The sequence below is a fragment of the Synechococcus sp. RSCCF101 genome (assembly GCF_008807075.1).
In the GTDB taxonomy this organism is placed as follows: domain Bacteria; phylum Cyanobacteriota; class Cyanobacteriia; order PCC-6307; family Cyanobiaceae; genus RSCCF101.
In genome coordinates, this window is record NZ_CP035632.1 from 2,520,245 (window position 1) to 2,540,473 (window position 20,229).

21 protein-coding genes are annotated in these 20,229 nt (G+C 67.3%); 12 read left to right on the forward strand and 9 right to left on the reverse strand.

The genetic code is table 11. The annotated features are described in order from the left end of the window. The first annotated feature begins 33 nt into the window (after positions 1-33). From EVJ50_RS12105 to EVJ50_RS12145, 9 genes are all read left to right on the forward strand, one after another. Entirely contained in the window at positions 34-1,722 is a 1,689-nt protein-coding gene (locus EVJ50_RS12105; protein WP_150884285.1) for a DUF3352 domain-containing protein, read from the forward strand. Beyond that, on the forward strand, positions 1,719-2,270 hold the full coding sequence (gene sixA, locus EVJ50_RS12110) for a phosphohistidine phosphatase SixA (protein WP_150884286.1): 552 nt from the start codon (positions 1,719-1,721) through the stop codon (positions 2,268-2,270). Before EVJ50_RS12105 ends, sixA begins: the two co-directional genes overlap by 4 nt. Before the next feature lie 57 nt (positions 2,271-2,327). Further along, positions 2,328-3,521, forward strand: a complete 1,194-nt coding sequence (locus EVJ50_RS12115) for a citrate synthase (RefSeq protein WP_150884287.1) — start codon at positions 2,328-2,330, stop codon at positions 3,519-3,521. Between the two features lie 42 nt (positions 3,522-3,563). After that, positions 3,564-4,682, forward strand: coding sequence for an NADH-quinone oxidoreductase subunit NuoH (gene nuoH / locus EVJ50_RS12120; RefSeq protein WP_191964924.1), 1,119 nt, complete (start codon positions 3,564-3,566; stop codon positions 4,680-4,682). Positions 4,683-4,737: 55 nt separating this feature from the next. Further along, positions 4,738-5,400 carry an NAD(P)H-quinone oxidoreductase subunit I gene (gene ndhI, locus EVJ50_RS12125; protein WP_150884289.1) on the forward strand — a complete coding sequence of 221 codons (663 nt, stop codon included), beginning with the start codon at positions 4,738-4,740 and terminating at the stop codon, positions 5,398-5,400. Continuing rightward, positions 5,397-5,999 (forward strand): NADH-quinone oxidoreductase subunit J, encoded by a 603-nt coding sequence (locus EVJ50_RS12130; RefSeq protein WP_150884290.1) that lies wholly within the window; start codon positions 5,397-5,399, stop codon positions 5,997-5,999. The genes ndhI and EVJ50_RS12130 overlap by 4 nt, the downstream gene beginning before the upstream one ends. Before the next feature lie 75 nt (positions 6,000-6,074). Further along, complete coding sequence (gene nuoK, locus EVJ50_RS12135) at positions 6,075-6,392, forward strand: NADH-quinone oxidoreductase subunit NuoK (RefSeq protein WP_150885015.1); 318 nt, start codon at positions 6,075-6,077, stop codon at positions 6,390-6,392. 9 nt (positions 6,393-6,401) lie between these two features. Further along, positions 6,402-7,322, forward strand: coding sequence for an NAD(+) kinase (locus EVJ50_RS12140; RefSeq protein WP_150884291.1), 921 nt, complete (start codon positions 6,402-6,404; stop codon positions 7,320-7,322). Between the two features lie 8 nt (positions 7,323-7,330). Next, entirely contained in the window at positions 7,331-7,876 is a 546-nt protein-coding gene (locus EVJ50_RS12145; RefSeq protein WP_150884292.1) for a CYTH domain-containing protein, read from the forward strand. Positions 7,877-8,031: 155 nt separating this feature from the next. Here the strand turns inward: EVJ50_RS12145 and EVJ50_RS12155 are convergent, their stop codons facing one another. Further along, a complete protein-coding gene (locus tag EVJ50_RS12155; RefSeq protein ID WP_150884294.1) occupies positions 8,032-8,328 on the reverse strand; it encodes a response regulator transcription factor in 297 nt (98 codons plus the stop codon). 83 nt (positions 8,329-8,411) lie between these two features. On the opposite strand from EVJ50_RS12155, the gene EVJ50_RS12160 reads away from it, so the two are divergent. Further along, entirely contained in the window at positions 8,412-9,347 is a 936-nt protein-coding gene (locus EVJ50_RS12160) for a methylenetetrahydrofolate reductase (protein WP_150884295.1), read from the forward strand. Here EVJ50_RS12160 and EVJ50_RS12165 read toward each other — a convergent pair. From EVJ50_RS12165 to EVJ50_RS12190, 6 genes are all read right to left on the reverse strand, one after another. Further along, positions 9,324-10,514 (reverse strand): NDP-sugar synthase, encoded by a 1,191-nt coding sequence (locus EVJ50_RS12165; protein WP_150884296.1) that lies wholly within the window; start codon positions 10,512-10,514, stop codon positions 9,324-9,326. The genes EVJ50_RS12160 and EVJ50_RS12165 overlap by 24 nt on opposite strands. A gap of 65 nt (positions 10,515-10,579) precedes the next feature. Beyond that, on the reverse strand, positions 10,580-11,410 hold the full coding sequence (locus tag EVJ50_RS12170) for a segregation/condensation protein A (protein WP_150885016.1): 831 nt from the start codon (positions 11,408-11,410) through the stop codon (positions 10,580-10,582). Between the two features lie 134 nt (positions 11,411-11,544). After that, positions 11,545-11,934: a LapA family protein gene (locus EVJ50_RS12175; protein WP_150884297.1), complete on the reverse strand. Its 390-nt coding sequence runs from the start codon at positions 11,932-11,934 to the stop codon at positions 11,545-11,547. Between the two features lie 87 nt (positions 11,935-12,021). Continuing rightward, positions 12,022-13,602: an NAD(P)H-quinone oxidoreductase subunit 4 gene (locus EVJ50_RS12180; RefSeq protein ID WP_150884298.1), complete on the reverse strand. Its 1,581-nt coding sequence runs from the start codon at positions 13,600-13,602 to the stop codon at positions 12,022-12,024. Positions 13,603-13,734: 132 nt separating this feature from the next. Further along, positions 13,735-15,729 (reverse strand): NAD(P)H-quinone oxidoreductase subunit 5, encoded by a 1,995-nt coding sequence (locus EVJ50_RS12185; RefSeq protein ID WP_150884299.1) that lies wholly within the window; start codon positions 15,727-15,729, stop codon positions 13,735-13,737. A gap of 60 nt (positions 15,730-15,789) precedes the next feature. After that, positions 15,790-16,491 (reverse strand): NnrU family protein, encoded by a 702-nt coding sequence (locus EVJ50_RS12190; RefSeq protein WP_150885017.1) that lies wholly within the window; start codon positions 16,489-16,491, stop codon positions 15,790-15,792. 154 nt (positions 16,492-16,645) lie between these two features. On the opposite strand from EVJ50_RS12190, the gene EVJ50_RS12195 reads away from it, so the two are divergent. Beyond that, positions 16,646-17,611: a LysR family transcriptional regulator gene (locus tag EVJ50_RS12195; protein ID WP_150884300.1), complete on the forward strand. Its 966-nt coding sequence runs from the start codon at positions 16,646-16,648 to the stop codon at positions 17,609-17,611. A 3-nt stretch (positions 17,612-17,614) separates the two neighbouring features. Here EVJ50_RS12195 and EVJ50_RS12200 read toward each other — a convergent pair whose 3' ends face one another. Beyond that, positions 17,615-18,307: a DUF3172 domain-containing protein gene (locus EVJ50_RS12200; protein ID WP_225322929.1), complete on the reverse strand. Its 693-nt coding sequence runs from the start codon at positions 18,305-18,307 to the stop codon at positions 17,615-17,617. After that, positions 18,304-18,651, reverse strand: coding sequence for an NAD(P)H-quinone oxidoreductase subunit M (ndhM, locus tag EVJ50_RS12205; protein ID WP_150884301.1), 348 nt, complete (start codon positions 18,649-18,651; stop codon positions 18,304-18,306). Before ndhM ends, EVJ50_RS12200 begins: the two co-directional genes overlap by 4 nt. A gap of 107 nt (positions 18,652-18,758) precedes the next feature. Here ndhM and pds point away from each other — a divergent pair, with 107 nt between their 5' ends. Then, a complete protein-coding gene (gene pds / locus EVJ50_RS12210; protein ID WP_150884302.1) occupies positions 18,759-20,222 on the forward strand; it encodes a 15-cis-phytoene desaturase in 1,464 nt (487 codons plus the stop codon). The last annotated feature ends 7 nt before the right edge of the window (positions 20,223-20,229 follow it).

Below are 20,229 nucleotides of genomic sequence, written 5' to 3' on the forward strand. Positions count from 1 at the left end.
GGCGGAAGATGAGGGTTGTACATCTTCGCGGGGATGGCGGCGCGTCGGTTTCTGGCGACCCTGCTGGCCGTGGCGCTGGTCGGGCTGGGCCTGGGCACGGGCGGCTGGCTCCTGGCCCTGCGTCAGTCCCCTCTGCACCAGGCCCGCCAGGCCCTTTCGGTGCCCGAGGCGGCCCGCTTCATCCCCCGCCGCGCCCCGCTGACGCTGCACTGGTTCACCGCCGCGGACTGGCCGGCTCGCTACGCCGCCAGCGTGGCGCCGACGCGGCGGCGGGAGCAGGCGGCCGACGCCCTGCGTCGCCTGCGGGATGGCCTTTTCGCCAGCGCCGGACTGGACTACGGCTCGGAACTCGCCGGCTGGCTGGGCGATGAGGTGAGCCTCTCGGTGCTGGAGCCCCGCGAGGGTGATGCCCCCAGCGGCTGGCTGCTGGCCCTGCGCAGTCGGGATGAGGAGGGGGCCCGTCGCTTCCTGCAGCGCTTCTGGCAGATCCGCAGCCTCGCCGGGGCCGATCTCACGGTGAGCAGCTACCGGGGCATGGGGCTGATCAGCGGTCGGGGCTCCCTGCTGGGCTCTCCCCCCCGGCCCCTGGCCACCGCTCTGATCAACGACCGGCTGGTGCTGATCGCCTCCGGGCGCGGTGTTCTGGAGGAGGCCCTGGATGTCTCCCAGATCGATGAGCTCAACCTCGCCGCCGACCCCGATCTCGGCGCCGCGGTCGAGCGGCTCGGCAGTGGTGTCGGCCTGCTCACGGCCCGTGGTGGGGGCCTGGATCGCTGGCTGGCCGTTCCCTCCACGCTGAGCGACCGCGGCCCGCAGGCGTCCCTGGTGGCGGCCATCCAGCCGCAGGACCGGACGCTGGCCGCCCGGGTCCTGCTGCCCTGGCCGGCACAGCCCTCCCCGGCGCTCAGCCCGTCCCCCTCCGCCGCTCCAGCCACGAAGCCGGCCGCCACGATGGTGACCTCGGCGGAGCTGCTGGAGCGAGCCGGGCGGGGATTTGATGCCCTGGCCCTGATCGACCAGCCAGCGGCCCTCCTCCAGGCCACCGCCGCAGGAGACCCGGACGGCCGCCCCGGGGTGCCCTCCCCATGGGTGCAGGGGCTGGGGCCGATTCTGCGTGGTGTGCTCGATCGCGAGGCCGGCCCGCTGCTGCAGCGCCTGGCCCGGGCCGATGCCGGACCGCTGCTGCTCGCCTGGCGGCAGGACGGCTGGCTGGTGGGCACCGACAGGGACCAGCCGCCCCTGGCTGAACTCTCGGAACGGCTACGTCTGGACGGACTGGCGGAATCGCCGCTCGTCCTCGACGAGGTGCCGCTGCGCATCTGGAGCCGCCTTGCGGCGGCTCCCGGCCGTTCCGGCCGCCTGGGCGAACTCGATGCCAGCCTCGTGGGCGCACGGCTTGAGGGCGAGGGGCGTCAGGCCTGGTGGAGCAACCGGCTCGAACTGCTGCGGGATCACCGCCTCCAGCCCTCCCAGCCCGGGCCTGAGGTCCGTCGTCTCCAGGCGCTGGATGCCGAGCGCGCCCCCGTCGCTCTGACCCTGGCCAACCCCGTCGCCACCAGCCTGCTGAGCCGCTGGCTCCCCTGGACCCTGCTTCAGGGACTGGCGGCCCAGCCGCTGGCCCCGGTGGTGGAGGGCCTCGATCTGGTGCTCGAACCTCTGGAGCCGGACGCCGCTGAGCGGCCGCTGGCTGAACTGCAGGCCCGACTCCGGTTCAGCGGATGACGGACGCTGCCGGCCCGGCCTGCTCGCTGCTGCTGCTGCGCCACGGCATCGCCGAGGAGCGCGGCGGCCTCCGCCCCGACCCGGAGCGCTCCCTCACCGAGGCGGGCCGGCGCCGCACCCGCAAGGTGTGCCGCCGCCTGCGCCGGCTCGGCCTGGTCTGCGACTCTCTGCTCGCCAGTCCACTGCTGCGGGCGCATCAGACCGCCGAGATCGCCGTCCGGGAAGGGCTGGCGCCGGAGTTGCGCCCCTGCGATGCCCTCAGGCCCGGCAGCGATCCCTGGCCCCTGCTTCTGGCGCTGATCACGGCTCTGCGGCCGGGTTCTCCGATGCGGATCGGGCTCGTGGGCCATGAACCCGACCTCAGCGGGCTGGCCGCCCGCTTGCTCGGCGCTCCGCCGGGTGCCATCGACCTGCGCAAGGCGGGTGTGATCCTGCTTGCGCTCACCCCCCTGCCGGGCGGCGCGTCGCCTGCCGGCCCGGCCGGCGTGGAGTCCTGCGCCCGCGCGAGTCTGCAGGCGCTGGTTCCACCACGCATCCTGCTGCCCTGAACACAGACGCCCCGGAGAGGACCACTAGGTTGCCTGGCGAGCGGCAGCAGGCCAGCCATGGCGGATCCCCAGAGCACAGCGACCGGCCCAGCGGCCCCCGGCACGGTTCCCTTTCGCCCCGGACTGGAAGGGGTGCCGGCCACCCAGTCCGCCATCTGCGACATCGATGGCCTGCGGGGATGCCTGAGCTATCGCGGCTACCCCCTGGAGGACCTGGCGGCCCACAGCAGCTTTCTCGAGACCACCTACCTGCTGATCTGGGGCGAGCTGCCCACCCCGGACCAGCTGCGCCATTTCGAGCACGAGGTGCAGATGCACCGGCGGGTCAGTTTCCGAGTGCGCGACATGATGAAGTGCTTTCCCTCGGGAGGGCATCCCATGGATGCCCTCCAGTCGAGCGCCGCCTCGCTCGGGCTCTTCTATTCGCGGCGTGCGATCGACGACCCCCAGTACATCTACGGAGCGGTCGTGCGCCTGCTGGCGAAGATCCCCACGATGGTGGCGGCCTTTCAGCTGATCCGCAAAGGCCAGGACCCCATCCAGCCCAGAGACGATCTGGCCTACTCCGCCAACTTCCTCTACATGCTGACCGAGCGGGAGCCGGACCCGCTCGCCGCCCACATCCTCGACGTGTGCCTGATCCTTCACGCCGAGCACAGCCTCAACGCCAGCACCTTCAGCGCGCGGGTGACCGCCAGCACCCTCACCGACCCCTATGCCGTGGTGGCGTCGGCCGTGGGCACCCTGGCCGGTCCCCTGCACGGCGGCGCGAACGAGGACGTGCTCTCGATGCTGGAGGCGATCGGCACTCCCGATCGGGCCGAGGCCTTCCTGGATGAGGCGATCGCCCAGAAGCGCAAGGTGATGGGCTTCGGTCACCGGGAGTACAAGGTGAAGGACCCCCGGGCGGTGATCCTGCAGGGGCTGGCCGAGCGGCTCTTCGATGAGTTCGGTGCCGACGAGATGTACGACGTGGCCCGCAGGCTGGAGGAGGTGGCGGCGGTCCGGCTCGGCCCCAAGGGCATCTATCCGAACGTGGATTTCTATTCCGGCCTGGTGTACCGCAAGCTGGGCATTCCGAGGGATCTGTTCACGCCCCTCTTCGCCATCGCCCGTGTGGCCGGCTGGCTCGCCCACTGGCGGGAGCAGCTCGGCGCCAACCGCATCTACCGTCCGACCCAGATCTACACCGGCCGCTCCGGGCGCCACTGGCGGCCGCTGCATGATCGCTCCGCCGCTGCGGCCACCTAAGTTTTCCCCATCCACGACCTCCCCATGCCCGATCTCGCGGTGGTGAGCCCCGGCCTCGATCTGGAACTCGGTTTCACCGAAGTGCTCCAGGGCCTCGGTCTGAGCCCCGGAGCGGCCCACCTGCTCTGGCTGCCGCTTCCCATGCTGCTGGTGCTGGTGGCCGCTGTGGTGGGCGTGCTGGTCACCGTGTGGCTGGAGCGCAAGATCTCCGCCGCCGTGCAGCAGCGCATCGGTCCAGAATACGCCGGTGCGCTCGGGGTGCTTCAGCCGCTGGCCGACGGCCTCAAACTGCTCACCAAGGAGGATGTGATCCCCGCCAGGGCGGACAGCCTGCTGTTCACGCTCGGTCCGGTGCTGGTGGTGATCCCGGTGATCCTCTCCTGGCTGGTGGTGCCCTTCGGCCAGAACCTGCTGATCAGCAACGTGGGGCTGGGCATCTTCCTCTGGATCGCCCTCAGCAGCATCCAGCCAATCGGTCTGCTGATGAGTGGCTATGCCAGCAATAACAAATATTCGCTGCTCGGCGGGCTGCGGGCCGCGGCCCAGTCGATCAGCTACGAGATCCCCCTCGCTCTCTCGGTGCTGGCGGTGGTGATGATGAGCAACTCCCTCAGCACCGTCGACATCGTCGAGCAGCAGACCGGTGCCGGCATTCTGAGCTGGAACATCTGGCGCCAGCCCGTGGGCTTTCTGATCTTCTGGATCTGTGCCCTGGCCGAGTGCGAACGCCTGCCTTTCGATCTGCCGGAGGCGGAGGAGGAGCTGGTGGCGGGCTACCAGACCGAATACGCGGGCATGAAGTTCGCCCTCTTCTACCTGGGCAGCTACATCAACCTCGTGCTCTCCGCCCTTCTGGTGGTGGTGCTCTTCCTCGGCGGTTGGGGCTTCCCGGTGCCGGTCGAATGGCTGGCCTCGCTGCTCGGTCAGTCGGTCGATGCTCCCCTGGTGCAGGTGATCACCGGCTCCGTCGGCATCGTCATGACGGTGCTCAAGGCCTACCTGCTGGTCTTCCTCGCCATCCTGCTGCGCTGGACCGTGCCGAGGGTGCGCATCGACCAACTGCTGGACCTGGGCTGGAAATTCCTCCTGCCCATCTCCCTGGTCAATCTTCTGGTCACCGCCGCGCTCAAGCTGGCGTTCCCGGCCGTCTTCGGCGGCTGATCACGATCCGGGCCATCATTGGCCCCTCACGTTCCGTCCCAACCCACCCCATCCGATGTTCGGCTTCCTCAAGCAGGTCGGTGACTACACCCGCGACGCGGTTGACGCGGCCAAGGGGATCACCCAGGGCCTGGCGGTCACATTCGACCACCTCCAGCGCCGACCGGTCACGGTGCAGTACCCCTACGAGAAGCTCATCCCATCGGAGCGCTACCGGGGCCGCATCCACTACGAGTTCGACAAGTGCATCGCCTGCGAGGTGTGTGTGCGGGTCTGCCCCATCAACCTGCCGGTGGTGGACTGGGTGATGAACAAGGAGACCAAGAAGAAGGAGCTGCGCAACTACTCGATCGATTTCGGTGTGTGCATCTTCTGTGGCAACTGTGTGGAGTACTGCCCCACCAACTGCCTGTCGATGACTGAGGAATACGAGCTGGCGGCCTTCGACCGCCACAGCCTCAATTACGACAACGTCGCGCTCGGTCGTCTGCCGACGAGCGTCACCACCGATCCCTCCGTCCAGCCCCTGCGGGAGCTGGCCTACCTGCCCAAGGGAGAGATGGATCCCCACGGCGTGGCCGCGGATCGCCCCCGGGCCGGCCGCCTTCCCTCGGAGGTGCTCGCCGAGTCGGAGGCGGCCGCGTCCGGATCCGCGGGTTCCGGGTCTGCGGGAGAATCCCCGTCAGATTCCGCTGCACGTGAGGACGGGGCTGCATGAGCATCGCCACCACCACCCAGACCGTCTGCTTCCTCGCCCTCTCAGCGGCCCTCGTGCTCGGAGCTCTGGGCGTGGTGCTGCTGCCCAGCATCGTGTACTCCGCCTTCCTGCTGGGAGGGGTGTTTCTCTCGGTGGCCGGGCTCTACCTGCTCCTCAACGCCAGTTTCGTGGCCGCCGCCCAGGTGCTTGTTTACGTGGGCGCGGTCAACGTCCTGATCCTGTTCGCGATCATGCTCGTCAACAAGCGCGAGCCCATGCCCGATGTGAGCGGCCTGATCGTCAGGCGGCTGCTCTCGGGCGGTGTGTGTGCCGGTTTGTTTCTGCTGCTGCTGCGTGTCGCCGTCACCACCCCCTGGGTGACGCCGGGTCCTGTTCCCGTGGGTGAGGAGGCCACGCTGCGGATCGGGGAGCACCTCTTCACCGATTACCTGCTTCCCTTCGAACTGGCATCGGTCCTTCTCCTGATGGCCATGATCGGGGCCATCGTCCTGGCCCGCCGGGACGTGTTCAGCGAGGATGTGATCACCGGTCAGCCCGCCGATCAGGGCCTGATCGAAAAGGAGCGCACCCCCCTGCTGGTGGATCGTTCCGGCGTCTGATCCCTCCCCACGCCGACCCAGAGCACCTCCGTTCGCACGCTGCCGCCGATGCCGATCGATCTTCCCCTGCCGGTCATGAGCCTGGCGACGAGCCTGCAGAGCTACCTGGTTCTGGCGGCTGTGCTGTTCTGCATCGGGGTGTGGGGTCTGATCAACAGCCGCAATGCCGTGCGGGTGCTGATGAGCATCGAGTTGATGCTCAATGCCGTGAACATCAACCTCATGGCCTTCTCCAATTTCCTCGATGGCGATCTGATCCGCGGCCAGGTGTTCGCCATCTTCGTGATCACGGTTGCCGCCGCTGAGGCGGCTGTGGGGCTGGCGATCCTGCTGTCGCTCTACCGCAACCGCCAGACCGTGGACATGGAGCGCTTCAACCTCCTGCGCTGGTGAGCGCACCCCATGCGGCTTGACCACGTCTGGCTGATCCATCGGGACGGCAGTCGGGCCGCCCAGCATCAGGCCCGGGCCAGTGCCGAGGCCCTTCGCTCGTTGGGGGCCCATGTCGTGCTGGCCATGGCCGGTGCGTCCACCAACCCCTATCCGGGATTGCTGGCCTGCGAGGGCAGCCGCCCCGATCTGGCGGTGGTCTTCGGCGGGGACGGCTCGGTCCTGGGTGCGGCCCGACACCTGGCTCCGCTGCGCATCCCGATCCTGGCCTTCAACGTGGGCGGCCACCTGGGCTTTCTCGCCCACGACCGCACCATGCTCCGCGATGACCCGTCCGCCGAGGGTGAGGGGGAGGGCTCGACCCTCTGGGAGCGGCTGCTTCAGGACCGCTACGCCGTGGAGCGGCGCATGATGCTCCAGGCCACCGTGGAGGGGGGCGATGGGCCGCACCTGGCCCTGAATGATCTCTATCTGCGCGCCTATCTGGAGAACACCTCGCCCACCTGCGAACTGGAACTGGAGATCGATGGTGAGGTGGTGGACCACTACCGGGGCGATGGCCTGATCATGGCCAGCCCCACGGGCTCCACCGCCTATGCCATGGCGGCGGGCGGGCCGATCCTCCACCCCGGGCTGGACGCCATTCTGGTGTCACCCATCTGTCCGATGAGCCTGTCGAGTCGCCCTCTGGTGGTCCCGCCGAGGGCGCGGCTGGTGGTGTGGGCGCTCGGCGATCCCCGCCGCCGGGTGAAGCTCTGGACCGATGGCGCGGGAGCCAGCGTCTTTGATCCCGGTGACCGATGCGTCGTTGAGCGTGCTCCCTGCGATGCCCGTTTCGTGGTCCTGGAGCAGCGCCCCTCCTACTACCGCGTTCTGCGGCGCAAGCTGCACTGGGCGGGGAGCCTGGCCTTCGGAGAACACGCCCACAACTGATCACCGTCATGGCCGTTGAGATCGAACGCCGCTTTCTGGTCCGCTCCGATGGCTGGAGAGCCCACGTCCGGCACCGGGACCACCTGCACCAGGGCTATCTGGTGCGCGAACCCGTGAGCCTAAGGGTGCGGCTGGGGGATGCCGGCCGCGCCTGGCTCACGATCAAGGCCCGCTTCTCCGGCGGCGATGCCGAGCGATCGGCCTTCGGAACCGCCCTGGCGCGCCAGGAATTCGAATACACCATCCCCGCGGCCGATGCGGCGGATCTGCTCGAGCTGAGTTCCTGCCGCCTTGAGAAGGTGCGCCACACCTTGGCCTGGCCTGGGGGCGAGTGGGTTGTGGACGAGTTCCTCGGGGCGAATGCGCCCCTGATCCTGTGCGAGGTGGAGCCGGAGGACCCGCGGGCGCCGCTGACCCTTCCCGAATGGTGCGGCCCGGAGATCAGCGGCCGCCGCGACCTGAGCAATGCGGCGCTGGCTGAGCATCCGCTGAAGTCGTGGACGGAAGAGCAGCGCCGTGCCGTAGCGATCCCGACGGAACAGGACAGGGTTTAGGATTTCTTCGCCTTTTGCGTCCCCGCTGCCCATGGGCGCTGCTCCGCTCTACGCCCTGTACGACCAGCACGGCTTGCTTCGCTGCCTCGGGAGCGACGGGGAAGCCTGTGAGGCCTATGCCAGCCTCTTCGGGCTGGCGCCGGGCAGCTGGTCCGTCATGCAGGAGAGCGGAGCGACGGCTCTGGATCGTCCGACTCGTTCAGGGAGCAGCAGTTGAAGCCGTCGCGGCAGATCTTGCCGTTGTCCATGGCCCAGTTGAGCAGGGCGACACGGTTCTTGGCTCCCGTTTTGCTGAAGACGTTGCTGACGTGGTTGTCGACCGTGCGCTTGCTGATGGTGAGACGTTCGGCGATCTCCTGATTGGTGAGCCCGAGGGCCACCAGCTCAATGATCTCGATCTCACGCTCCGACAGGGCAATCCGTGTGGAGGGAGGCTCTGTGCTTGCCGACATCAGGCAACGGCTCCATGGATGGCAGCATAGGCGGGTTCCGTGGCCACGATCACGGATGATGGTCGTCCTTCCGGACGGTGTGAGTGAGGCTGCTGCAGGCGCTGGAGGCGGGGACCCCGGTGATCACCGCCGAGGTGATGCCGCCGCGCGGCAGTGATGCGGCCCTCACCCTGGAGCATGCGGAACGGCTGCGCGGCCGCGTGCACGCCATCAATGTGACGGATGGCAGCCGTGCCGTGATGCGGATGAGCAGCCTCGCCGTGGCCCGGCTGCTGCTGGACCGTGGTCACGAGCCAGTGCTGCAGCTGGCCTGCCGCGATCGCAACCGCATCGCCCTGCAGGCGGATCTGCTCGGCGCCCATGCCCTCGGCATTCGCAATGTGCTCTGCCTCACCGGAGATCCCGTCCGGGCCGGGGATCAGCCGGGGGCCCGCCCGGTGCACGATCTCGATTCGGTGCGCCTGCTGCAGCAGGTCTCCGCCTTCAACCGCGGGGCGGATCCGATTCAGGGAGAGCTGCCGGATGGCGGGACCCATCTGCTGGCGGGGGCGGCGGCCGATCCCCACTCCCCGAGCTGGTCGGGGCTGCGGTCCAGGCTGCGCCGCAAGCAGCAGGCCGGTGCCCGCTTCATTCAGACCCAGATGGTCATGGACGCGGCCGTGCTGCGCCGGTTCCAGGAGGAGATCGCGAGCCCCCTCGGGCTCCCGGTGCTCGCCGGGGTGTTTCTGCTCAAATCGGCCCGCAATGCGGCCTTCATCAATCGGGTGGTGCCCGGTGCCTGCATCCCCCAGGCGATCATCGACCGCCTCTCTGCTGCCGCCGACCCGGCGGACGAGGGCATTGCCATCGCCTCGGAGCAGGTGCGCAGCTTCCTGAGGATCGTGCGCGGCGTGCACGTGATGGCGGTGAAGGCTGAGCAGCGCATTCCGGCCATCCTGGATCGGGCCGGGGTGGAACCGATCAGCTCCAGTGGTCAGCTGGGTGGTGGTGAGGGCTCAGCGGCCTGCCTCGCGGCCTGAACGGGCCAGATCGCTGCCCAGAAGCTGGGCCATGGCCTTCTGCTGGGGCGAGGGTTCGGAGAAGTCCTGCCGGCGGGCATCGGTGATCAGCCAGTCGAGCTCGGCCTCCTGCAGGTCGAAGTGATCGCCGTTCCGATCGACGCAGTAGCGGCCGAAGACCAGCTTTTCGACCAGCTGCACCCCCGGTCCGATGCGGGAGTAGTCAAAGATGATCGAATTGTCGATGGTGGCGTTGGCGCCGATCTGGCAGCTGGGCCCGATCATCGAGGGACCGATGAGTGTGGCGCCGTCTTCGATGCGGGTCATCCCGCCGACGTAGATCGGCCCTTCCACGGTGATCCGGTCCCAGTTGGCGGCCACATTCAGGCCCGTGTACACACCAGGACGCACCTCCTTGCCGGGGATGGGCACCTGGCGTACCTGACCCTGCAGCACACTGCGGATCGCCTGCCAGTAGTCCGGCACCTTGCCGATGTCCACCCATTCGAATTCCATCGGCAGCGCGTAGAACGGGGCTCCGGCCTCAGCCAGCCTGGGGAACAGATCGCTGCCGATGTCAAAGGACTGGCCCTCGGGCACGAACTTGAGCACCTCCGGCTCGAAGATGTAGATGCCGGTGTTGATCATGTCGCTGTGCGCCTCCTCCACCGACGGCTTCTCCTGGAACTCGAGAACACGGTCCTCGGAATCGGTGACCACGACGCCGTAGCTGCTCACCTGATCGAGGGGGACACGCTTGGTGATCAGGGAGGCCATCGCCCCTTTCTCCTTGTGGCGGCGCACCGCCTCACTGAGATTGAGATCGATCAGTGCATCACCGCAGAGCACCACGAAGGTGTCATCGAAGAAGGGCTGGAAGGTCTGGATCTTCTTCAGACCGCCGGCTGAACCCACCGCGTCCCCGACCAGCTCGCCATCCTCGATCCGGCCCTCGAAGCTGTAGGCGATTTCAACGCCGAAGCGCTGGCCATCGCGGAAGTAATTCTCGATCTCTTCGGCGAGATGAGACACGTTGACCATGATCTCGGTGAAGCCGTGCTCGCGCAGCAGCTCGAGCAGGAATTCCATCACCGGCTTCTGCAGGATCGGAATCATCGGCTTCGGGATCATGTGCGTGATCGGGCGCACACGTGTTCCTTTCCCTGCCGCGAGGATCATTGCCTTCATGGGCGGGATTTTATCCCAGGCAGGCCCCACTCTCGGTGTCGGCTCATGCCCTCTGCCCCCGTGCGTCAGGCGGCCGCCACAAGGGTCGCCGGCGCATGGAGCGGTGTGGGCTGGGCCGATGATCCGCCCGGGGCCGGCAGCCGGCAGAGCCGCAGCGGCCTGTGCAGGCCATCGGGCTGCTCCAGAGCCACACTGCCCTGGGAGCAGAGAAACAGCAGCGCCCAGAACACCCCCACCCGATCCTGATCCAGGTGGCTGGGGGCTTCGCGGGCCCAGGCCGTCACGAGCTCCTCGAAGTCGAGCCAGCAGTCCAGCTCCATCCGCTCCGCCACGAAGGCCCGCAGAGCGGCGGTGGTTTCCGGCAGGGATTCCCGGTGCGCGAGATGGCGGACCTGAGCGATGGCGGCGCTCTGGCTGTAGCGCCTGGCCCGCTGGCCCTGACGCAGGTGGCGCTCCTGCGCCTCCAGTCGATCGGCGATGTCCTCCAGGTGCTGGATCAGCTCGCCCAGGCTCACACTGCGCCGCAGGGGAGGAGGGGCCACCGGCCGCCGCAGCAGGTGGCGTTCGGGGCGGGCCGGCAGCACCAGCAGACCGGCACCGCCGAGCTCGTCGGCATCGGGCTCCCAGTCCTCCGGCTCGATCGGCGCCGGCGGCAGGGTGCTGGCCTCCAGCACCTCCGCCTTGATCGACACCAGCACGGAAGCGGCCAGGAAGGCTTCGCTGGCCTCGGCAAGATCCTGCTCGTATCGCCCTCCCCGGGCGGGACCGCTGCCGGCCGGCCGATCCTGCGGCAACCGGCAGCGCTGCTGGAGACGGTCCAGAAAACCGTCCACCACGGCGATCACGTCGATCTCCCAGGGGTCGAGCTCACCGCGCTCCACCGCCTCCTGCAGCATTCGGATGGCCAGCCGTGCCCCGGAGTCGCTGCCAGCCTCCGCCAAGCCGTTCTCACCTCTGGCCGCACGGTACCGGTGGCATCCTCAACGGTCCAGTCGGCCGTCCTGGCCTGGGCCAGTCTCCGCTGCTGCGATCAGTCGGTGGACGCCGCTGCGGCCGGATTCGGTGAGGCCTCGCTGCCCGCCGTTGTGCCTCCCACGGCCGGCAGCAGCCCCAGCTGGGCATCGACCGTGGCCCGGTAGCGATCGAGATCGCGTTCCAGTTCCTCGATCCGCACCTGGGAGGCCTGCTCGCCGTCGGCCTGCCGAGCGGTCTCGACCCGGCTCACCACCATCGTCCAGACGGCGAAGATCCAGGCGGCCGTGGCCCCCACACCCATCACCACCAGCAGCATGACCGCAAGCGGCAGGGTGAAGCTCACCCCCGGCAGCAGCGTCACCGTGGTGGGTTCACTGTTCTCGAGGGCGAACATCACCGCGGCGAGCGCGAAGCTGAAGATCAGCAGAAAGTTGATCTGGCGCATGGTTGGGTGACGATCGCTGGATCGACGGCCTTCAGCCCACGAGCGTACGCCGAGCAGCCAGGCCCGGCGACGGCCACTGCCCCTCGCTCAGCTCAGCGCGGGAGCCTGCAGCGGCGCCGCCGGCCGGATCAGCCCCGGGGCCGCCCCGGGAGCGACCTGGGCGTAGGCGATCCGATCGCGCGCCACCAGAGCCTCGATCGACGCCTTGTAACTGTCGGTCATCAGACGTGGATAGAGACCGATGCCGATGATCGGCACCAGCAGACAGCTGATGACGTACACCTCACGCGGCTCGGCATCGACCAGGTTGGTGTGCGAGGCCAGTTCGGCATTCTCCCGGCCGAAGAAGATCTCCCGCAGCATGGAGAGCAGATAGATCGGGGTCAGAATGACTCCCACAGCCGCCAGGATGGCCATCACAACCCGGAAGCTCAGGCTGTAGGCCTCGCTGGTGGCGAATCCGGCGAACACCATCAGCTCGGACACGAAGCCGCTCATGCCGGGAAGGGCGAGCGACGCCAGGGCGCACACCGTCCAGAGCGCGAACATGATGCGCATCTTCTGGCCCACGCCGCCCATCTCATCGAGTTGGAGGGTGTGGGTGCGGTCGTAGGTGGCCCCGACAAGGAAGAAGAGGCTGGCGCCGATCAGGCCGTGGCTGATCATCTGCAGCATCGCGCCGCTGGTGCCGAGGTCACTGAAGCTGCCGATCCCGATCAGCACGAAGCCCATGTGGCTGATGGAGCTGTAGGCGATCTTGCGTTTGAGATTTCGCTGGGCGAAAGAGGTGAGTGCGGCGTAGATGATGTTCACCACGCCGAGCACCACCAGCAGTGGGGCGAACTGGGCGTGCGCCTCAGGCAGAAGCTGAGCGTTGAAGCGAAGCAGGGCATAACCCCCCATCTTCAGCAGGATGCCGGCCAGCAACATGTGAACCGGAGCGGTCGCCTCGCCGTGGGCATCCGGCAGCCAGGTGTGCAGCGGCACGATCGGAAGCTTGACCCCGAAGGCAATCAGGAGTCCGGCGTAACAGAGCACCTGGAAGCCTCGGCCGAAGCTCTTCACGGCCAGCTCGGTGTACTCGAAGCTCGGGGTGCCGCCGCCGAAGAAACCCATGGCCAGGGCCACCAGAAGGATGAAGAGCGAGCTGCCTGCCGTGTAGAGAATGAACTTGGTTGCGGCGTACTGGCGTTTCTTGCCGCCCCAGATGGCGAGGAGGAGATACACCGGCAGCAGCTCCAGCTCCCAGGCCAGGAAGAAGAGCAGCATGTCCTGAACGGCGAAGACCGCGATCTGGCCACCATCCATGGCCAGGATCAGGAAATAGAACAGGCGCGGTTTGAAGGTGACCGGCCAGGCGGCCAGCACCGCCAGGGCTGTGATGAAGCTCGTCAGCAGGATGAGCGGCATCGAGAGGCCATCGGCTCCGACGGACCAGGCCAGGCCCACGTCCGGCAGCCAGGAGACGCGCTCCACGAGCTGCAGCTCGCTGGAGCCGGGGTCGTAGCCGTTCAGATAGGCCCCGACGGTGATCAGAAAGGTGGTGAGCGCCACCCCGAGGGCGAACCAGCGAACCTGGCGGCCATTGCCCGGATCGGGAATGAAGGGTATGAACAGCGCCGCCCCGATCGGAAACAGGATGGACGCGCTCAGCCAGGGGAATGCCACGGCAGCCGGATCACCACAGAGGAAGTGTAGAAATCGTGCCGCGTGAGGCCCGCATCCGGTCGGTGTTGTCACACAGCCGGCGCGGAAGCGCGCATTCGCTGACGTCCCTCAGGAGCCTGGATTCCCGGCTGTTCAGAGACTGCCGAACAGAACCACCAGCACAATCACGCCGCCGAACACAACAAGGGCGTAGAACTGGGCTCGCCCGGTTTCAAAGTATTTCAATCCCTCGCCGCTGCCGAGGGTGAGGAGTCCAGTGAGATTCACGATCCCGTCGACGACCTTCGCGTCCACCTCCAGCACCTCCCGGGCCAACCGGCGGCTGCCGCGAACAAACAGCTTCTCGTTCAGCACATCGAGATACCACTTGTTGGCGAGGAAGGCATTGATGCTGCTGAATCGTTGAGCCACGGCTGTGGCCAGATCAATCTTCTTCAATGCGTAGGCCAGCACCGCCAGCGTGATGCCCGCGGTCGAGACGGCCACCGAGGCCCCGGCCAGAGGCAGGAACTCGGACCAGGAGAAATGGTGGGCCATCTTCGCGGCTTCCTCCGGGTCCAGCAGGGCCGCGAAGCGGCTGTTCCATGGCATGCCGAGCAGGCCGATCAGAACCGAGGGAACCGCCAGAACGGCGAGGGGGGTGGTCATCGTCCAGACCGACTCGTGCAGATGCCCGCCCTCGTGGCCGTGCTCATCGTCGCTGCGGCCGGCACTCGCCAGCACCTGGCTGCGGATCGCGCTGTCATGACCGCGGAACTCCCCTTCGAAAGTCAGGAAGTAGAGCCGGAACATGTAGAAGGCGGTCATGCCGGCCGTGAGGAAGCCGACGAACCACAGAACCGGGAAGCTGCCGAAGGCCTGGCCGAGGATCTCGTCCTTGCTCCAGAAGCCGGCCAGGGGGGGGATGCCGCTGATGGCGATGCAGCCGATCAGGAAGGTGGTGGATGTGATGGGCATCTTGCGTCGCAGGCCTCCCATCAGGCGCATGTCCTGGGCAAGAAGGGGGTCGTGACCGACCACCTCCTCCATGGCATGGATCACCGAGCCTGAGCCCAGGAAGAGCATCGCCTTGAAGAAGGCATGGGTCACCAGGTGGAAGATCCCGGCCAACGGGGCGCCGCAGCCCATGGCCAGCATCATGTAGCCGAGCTGGGAAACGGTGCTGTAGGCCAGACCCTTCTTCAGATCCATCTGTGTCAGGGCGATGGAGGCACCCATGAACAGCGTGATCGTGCCGACGACGGCCACCACCACCTGCATGGCGGGGAACTGCTCGTAGAGCGGTTGCAGGCGGGCCACCAGAAACACGCCCGCGGCCACCATGGTCGCGGCGTGGATCAGGGCCGAGATCGGCGTGGGGCCCTCCATGGCATCGGGCAGCCAGACGTGCAGCGGGAACTGGGCCGACTTCGCCATGGGGCCCAGGAACACCAGCACGCAGAGCATCAGGGCAGCCCAGCCCGCGATGCTGCCGTCCGCCAGCCCCTGGCCGAGGCGGGAGGCGATGGTCTGGAAATCGAAGCTGCCGGTGGCCCAGAACAGACCGAGAATGCCCAGCAGCAGGCCGAAATCCCCGACCCGGTTCACCACGAAGGCCTTCTGGGCCGCATGGGCCGCGCTGTCGCGGTCGTACCAGAAGCCGATCAGCAGGTAGGAGCACATGCCCACGAGCTCCCAGAAGACGTAGATCTCAAGCAGATTCGGGCTGAGCACGAGCCCGAGCATCGAGCTGCTGAACAGCGCGAGGTAGGTGAAGAAGCGCACATAGCCCTTGTCGTGGGCCATGTAGCCATCCGAATAGAGCATCACCAGCAGGGCCACCACCGTGACCACCACCAGCATCACGGAACCCAGAGGGTCCACCGTGTAGCCCATCTGCAGGTTGAAGCTGCCGGCACTGGCCCAGGTGAACAGATGCTCCACCGGAGGGGCACCGGCCAGCTGCTCGCGCAGCACCGCCAGGCTGAGCACCGCAGCGGCTCCGATGCAGGTCAGCAGGAGCGCCGCCACGGGCCGTCTGAGGCGGTTGACGGTGCGGTTGAAGCTGATCAGGCCGAGTCCGGTGAGGCAGGCTCCGGCAAGGGGAAGCACCGGGATCAGCCAGGCGAGGTCGGCAGCCGCGATCATCCGAGACTTGGGCGGGCGAGCTCAGGGAGTGTAGGCAGCACGGTCGGGACCGCTGTGCGTTCAGGCGAGAAATCGCTCGATGGCGCTCGCCCGGAACCCTGCCGCCGCCAGAGGAATCCAGCGATGGCTCCACCAGAGCACCCCGATGGCGATCAGGATGCCCAGCTGGGACGGCCGGAGAAACTCGCGCCACACCAGGGTCTGCTGTCCCCGGGCAATCGCCGCGAAGGGGAGCACGGAGGTCTGGGAAGCGAGATCCTCGAAGGCTGCTCCGAACCGTTGCCTGAGTCGCCGGTCGCCGTTCCAGACCGCGAAGAGATGGTGGGCGATCAGACCCACGCAGGTCACGACCATGAAGCTGGTGCCGATCCAGAGGAGGTGAGTCGTGCACCACAGCACCTGGCCCACCGCCTGCGGGTGTCGGCTGACCCGGATGATGCCGGTGGTGTACAGCCGCACCTGCGGTTTCTGGACCGCCGGGATCTCCAAAAGGTTGTAGGTGGCGGGGTAGAGAAACAGGAAGCTCACGGCCGTCCCCGCCCACACCAGGGGCACCATTCCGGGAACCCCCTGAAGGTTCCAGAGCCGCACGCCGTCGTGGCGATGGCTGATGAAGTAGCCGATCAGCAGGGTGGCGGCCGGAATGCTCAGGGCCGCGAACAGGAGCCGCCAGGCTCTGGCGCCGATGCGGGCTTCCCCCCAGCTGCGCAGCGAGGCCCCGCCGCTGTGAAGGACTGCGAATCCGAGCAGCAGCAGAGCCATCACGGCGCTGCTGTGGTGGGGGGAGCTGGACGGGAGGACGGGCAACCGCAGCGGTGAGGCAGGGGCGATTCTGCCCAGCCGGCTGCTCGGTGGGCGGCTCCCCGCACCGGCCTAGAGTCCCCAGGCCACGCAGTCCGCAGCCGCAGGGCGATCCATGGCAGACCTGCCGTTCACCCTTGATCAGCTGCGCATCCTGCGGGCGATCGCGAGTGAAGGCAGCTTCAAGAAGGCCGCCGACAGCCTGTACGTCACCCAGCCGGCGGTCAGCCTCCAGATCCAGAACCTGGAGAAGCAGCTGGAGGTTTCCCTGTTCGACCGTGGCGGCCGAAAGGCCCAGCTGACCGAGGCCGGCCACCTGCTGCTCAGCTACTGCGACCGGATCCTGAGCCAGTGCCAGGAGGCCTGCCGGGCGCTCGATGATCTGCACAACCTCAAGGGCGGCTCACTGGTCGTCGGTGCCTCCCAGACCACCGGCACCTACCTGATGCCCCGGATGATCGGGCTCTTCCGCCAGAAGTATCCGAACGTCGCGGTGCAGCTGCAGGTGCACAGCACCCGCCGCACCGGCTGGAGCGTGGCCAACGGTCAGGTGGATCTGGCGATCATCGGCGGCGAGCTGCCGGCGGATCTCAATGATCTGCTGCAGGTGGTGCCCTATGCCAACGACGAACTGGCGCTGGTGATGCCGGTCAAGCATCCCCTCTCCCGACTGGTGGAGCTCTCCAAGGAGGATCTCTATCGCCTGGGCTTCGTCTGCCTCGACGCCCAGTCGACCACCCGCAAGATGGTGGACCACCTCCTGGCCCGATCCGGCCTCGATGTGCAGCGCCTGCGGATCGAGATGGAGCTGAACTCCTTCGAAGCGATCAAGAATGCCGTGCAGGCCGGCCTCGGCGCGGCCTTCGTGCCGGTGGTCTCGATCGAGCGCGAACTCGCCGCCGGTTCCGTGCATCGGCCGCTGCTGGCCGATCTGCAGGTGCGCCGCCAGCTCAAGCTGATCAGCCACCCGGCGCGCTACTGCTCGCGGGCGGCCGAGGCCTTCCGCCGCGAGGTGCTGCCGGTCTTCGCCAGTCCCGACAGTCCCCTGCGCCAGACCCAGCGCCTCGGCGCCGGCGCCTGATCATCAGAAGCGATCACCTTCGGGGGTGATGCCGACACTGTCGTCGGCCACGCCCGGGGTGAGGAACTTGTTCTCGCTGATGTCGGTCTGGTAGACGCAGCGGACGATCGGGTTGTCGCGGACCGAACCGATGTAGGCAAAGGTGTTCATGCGCTGCTTGCACTCCCGCATCTGCGCAGCGGTGATCGCGCCCTCCTTCTGCAGAACCGACCAGTTCTCGCGACGGATCACGCAGCCCGGCTGCAGCTTGGGCTGCGTCACGAAACTGGTGCTCGGGTTCAGCGTGGTGTACATCTCCACGTCCATCACGAAGGCACTGGCGCCCCACTGCTTGCAGAACTCCGGATCGGGCACGGCCAGGTCGAGCTGCTGGCTGCTGGCGATGTTGCCCTGATCGCCCGGTCGGTTGCTCGAGAGGCTGGTGCCGATGCCGATGCCGAGGATCAGGACTCCGGCGAGAACCGACGCGGTGGCCAGATTGAACTGGAAACCGCCCTGGCCGCCATCCGGACCGCCACCATTGCCGCGGCCGGCTCCGTTGCCACGGCCCGGTGGACGGGACTCGCGGCCGCGATCGTCGTAGGTGGCCTGTCGGGCGTCCCGATGCGGATAGGCCTCCCGCTCGCTGTAGGCCCGCTCGCTGTAGGAGCGTGGTCGGCGCGGGGGACGGGAGCGGCTCCAGTCGTTACGGCTCATAGGAGTTCCGGGGTCCTGGGCAGCCCCATGGAGAAGTTCTGCACCCTGGCCTGAGGGTTGTATCGGAGCCGTCCCTGCTGCAGCAGCTGTCGGATCGTGCCTTCCAGGTCGGAGCCGATCCGTCTCAGGTTGTACTCGCTGAGGTCGGCCCCGGCATGGTCCGCCACCAGGCGGCGGAAATGGTCCTGCACCTCACGCAGGCAGGCCTCATCCCAGATGAACTCGTTGTCCGGGTCCACATCGAGCGTGAGGCGGCTGCGATCGGCCACCAGATCATCTCCCTCCACCCGCGCGGTGAACAGGCGGATGTGACGGGTGGTGGATTTGAGCAGGGTCTCGGCCATGACGGCAGCGCTGCGCTGGTCGGACCCGACTGTAGGAAGCCGTACGGGTGCGACGGTCTCCCGCGGCGGTCAGCTCTCTTAAGGTTGCTTCTGGTTTGTCTGAGTCCATGCGCGTCGCCATCGCAGGAGCCGGTCTGGCCGGCCTGTCCTGTGCCAAGTACCTCGCCGACGCCGGACACACGCCGATCGTGCTCGAAGCCCGCGATGTGCTCGGGGGCAAGGTGGCCGCCTGGAAGGATGAGGACGGCGACTGGTATGAAACCGGTCTGCACATCTTCTTCGGCGCCTATCCGAACATGCTGCAGCTGATGGGCGAGCTGGGCCTATTGGACCGGCTGCAGTGGAAGAGCCACTCGATGATCTTCAATCAGCCGGATGAGCCGGGCACCTACAGCCGTTTCGACTTTCCCGATCTGCCGGCCCCGCTGAACGGTGTTGCAGCCATTCTCGGCAACAACGACATGTTGACCTGGGGCGAGAAGATCGCTTTCGGCCTCGGGCTCGTGCCGGCCATGCTCAGGGGTCAGCCCTATGTGGAGGAGTGTGATCAGTATTCCTGGACCGAATGGCTGAAGCTGCACAACATCCCCGAGCGTGTGAACGATGAGGTGTTCATCGCCATGAGCAAGGCGCTCAATTTCATCGATCCCGATGAGATCTCCGCCACGGTTGTGCTCACGGCCCTCAATCGCTTCCTGCAGGAGAAGGACGGCTCCCGCATGGCCTTCCTCGATGGTGCACCCCCCGAACGCCTCTGTCAGCCGATCGTGGATTCCGTTCGCCAACGGGGCGGTGAGGTGCATCTGCGCCGGCCACTGCGGGAGATCCTCCTGGCGGACGACGGAAGCGTGGCGGGGTTCCGCATCGCTGAACTGGGTGATGGTGGGGCTGCCGATGCGGGCAGCTGTGTGATCGAGGCCGATGCCTACGTCAGTGCTCTGCCGGTGGATCCCTTCAAGCTGCTCCTGCCGGAGTCCTGGTCAGCCATGCCCTTCTTCAAGAAGCTGGATGGTCTGCGCGGAGTCCCGGTGATCAACATCCACCTCTGGTTCGATCGCAAACTCACCGACATCGACCATCTCCTGTTCAGCCGTTCCGACCTGCTCAGTGTCTATGCCGACATGAGCAACACCTGCCGTGAGTACGAGGATCCGAACCGCTCGATGCTGGAGCTGGTCTTTGCCCCGGCCAAGGACTGGATCGGTCGCAGCGACGACGCCATCATCGAAGCCACCATGGGTGAACTCCGCAAGCTCTTCCCCAATCATTTCGAAGGGCCGGACCCCGCCCTGCTGAGGAAGGCGAAGGTGGTGAAGACCCCTCTTTCCGTCTACAAGACCACTCCGGGCTGCCAGCAGCTGCGTCCATCTCAGGCCACGCCGATCCGGAACTTCTTCCTGGCCGGCGACTACACCATGCAGCGCTATCTGGCCTCGATGGAGGGAGCCGTGCTCAGCGGCAAGCTCTGTGCCGCCACCGTCGATGGCAGCCGAGCAGGAGTTCAACCCGGTGCTGCAGTGGCTGCTGAAGGAGCCGATCGACCGGTGGTCTCGGGCGGCGTCGCCGCCTGACGCCGGG

Excerpts from the sequence above, each read along its gene's own strand:
- EVJ50_RS12105 (WP_150884285.1), top strand. The coding sequence starts at position 34 with ATGGCGGCGCGTCGGTTTCTGGCGACCCTGCTGGCCGTGGCGCTGGTC.
- sixA (WP_150884286.1), top strand. The coding sequence starts at position 1,719 with ATGACGGACGCTGCCGGCCCGGCCTGCTCGCTGCTGCTGCTGCGCCAC.
- EVJ50_RS12115 (WP_150884287.1), top strand. The coding sequence starts at position 2,328 with ATGGCGGATCCCCAGAGCACAGCGACCGGCCCAGCGGCCCCCGGCACG.
- ndhI (WP_150884289.1), top strand. The coding sequence starts at position 4,738 with ATGTTCGGCTTCCTCAAGCAGGTCGGTGACTACACCCGCGACGCGGTT.
- EVJ50_RS12130 (WP_150884290.1), top strand. The coding sequence starts at position 5,397 with ATGAGCATCGCCACCACCACCCAGACCGTCTGCTTCCTCGCCCTCTCA.
- nuoK (WP_150885015.1), top strand. The coding sequence starts at position 6,075 with ATGAGCCTGGCGACGAGCCTGCAGAGCTACCTGGTTCTGGCGGCTGTG.
- EVJ50_RS12140 (WP_150884291.1), top strand. The coding sequence starts at position 6,402 with ATGCGGCTTGACCACGTCTGGCTGATCCATCGGGACGGCAGTCGGGCC.
- EVJ50_RS12145 (WP_150884292.1), top strand. The coding sequence starts at position 7,331 with ATGGCCGTTGAGATCGAACGCCGCTTTCTGGTCCGCTCCGATGGCTGG.
- EVJ50_RS12155 (WP_150884294.1), bottom strand. The coding sequence starts at position 8,328 with ATGTCGGCAAGCACAGAGCCTCCCTCCACACGGATTGCCCTGTCGGAG.
- EVJ50_RS12165 (WP_150884296.1), bottom strand. The coding sequence starts at position 10,514 with ATGAAGGCAATGATCCTCGCGGCAGGGAAAGGAACACGTGTGCGCCCG.
- EVJ50_RS12170 (WP_150885016.1), bottom strand. The coding sequence starts at position 11,410 with ATGCTGCAGGAGGCGGTGGAGCGCGGTGAGCTCGACCCCTGGGAGATC.
- EVJ50_RS12175 (WP_150884297.1), bottom strand. The coding sequence starts at position 11,934 with ATGCGCCAGATCAACTTTCTGCTGATCTTCAGCTTCGCGCTCGCCGCG.
- EVJ50_RS12185 (WP_150884299.1), bottom strand. The coding sequence starts at position 15,729 with ATGATCGCGGCTGCCGACCTCGCCTGGCTGATCCCGGTGCTTCCCCTT.
- EVJ50_RS12190 (WP_150885017.1), bottom strand. The coding sequence starts at position 16,491 with ATGGCTCTGCTGCTGCTCGGATTCGCAGTCCTTCACAGCGGCGGGGCC.
- EVJ50_RS12195 (WP_150884300.1), top strand. The coding sequence starts at position 16,646 with ATGGCAGACCTGCCGTTCACCCTTGATCAGCTGCGCATCCTGCGGGCG.
- EVJ50_RS12200 (WP_225322929.1), bottom strand. The coding sequence starts at position 18,307 with ATGAGCCGTAACGACTGGAGCCGCTCCCGTCCCCCGCGCCGACCACGC.
- ndhM (WP_150884301.1), bottom strand. The coding sequence starts at position 18,651 with ATGGCCGAGACCCTGCTCAAATCCACCACCCGTCACATCCGCCTGTTC.
- pds (WP_150884302.1), top strand. The coding sequence starts at position 18,759 with ATGCGCGTCGCCATCGCAGGAGCCGGTCTGGCCGGCCTGTCCTGTGCC.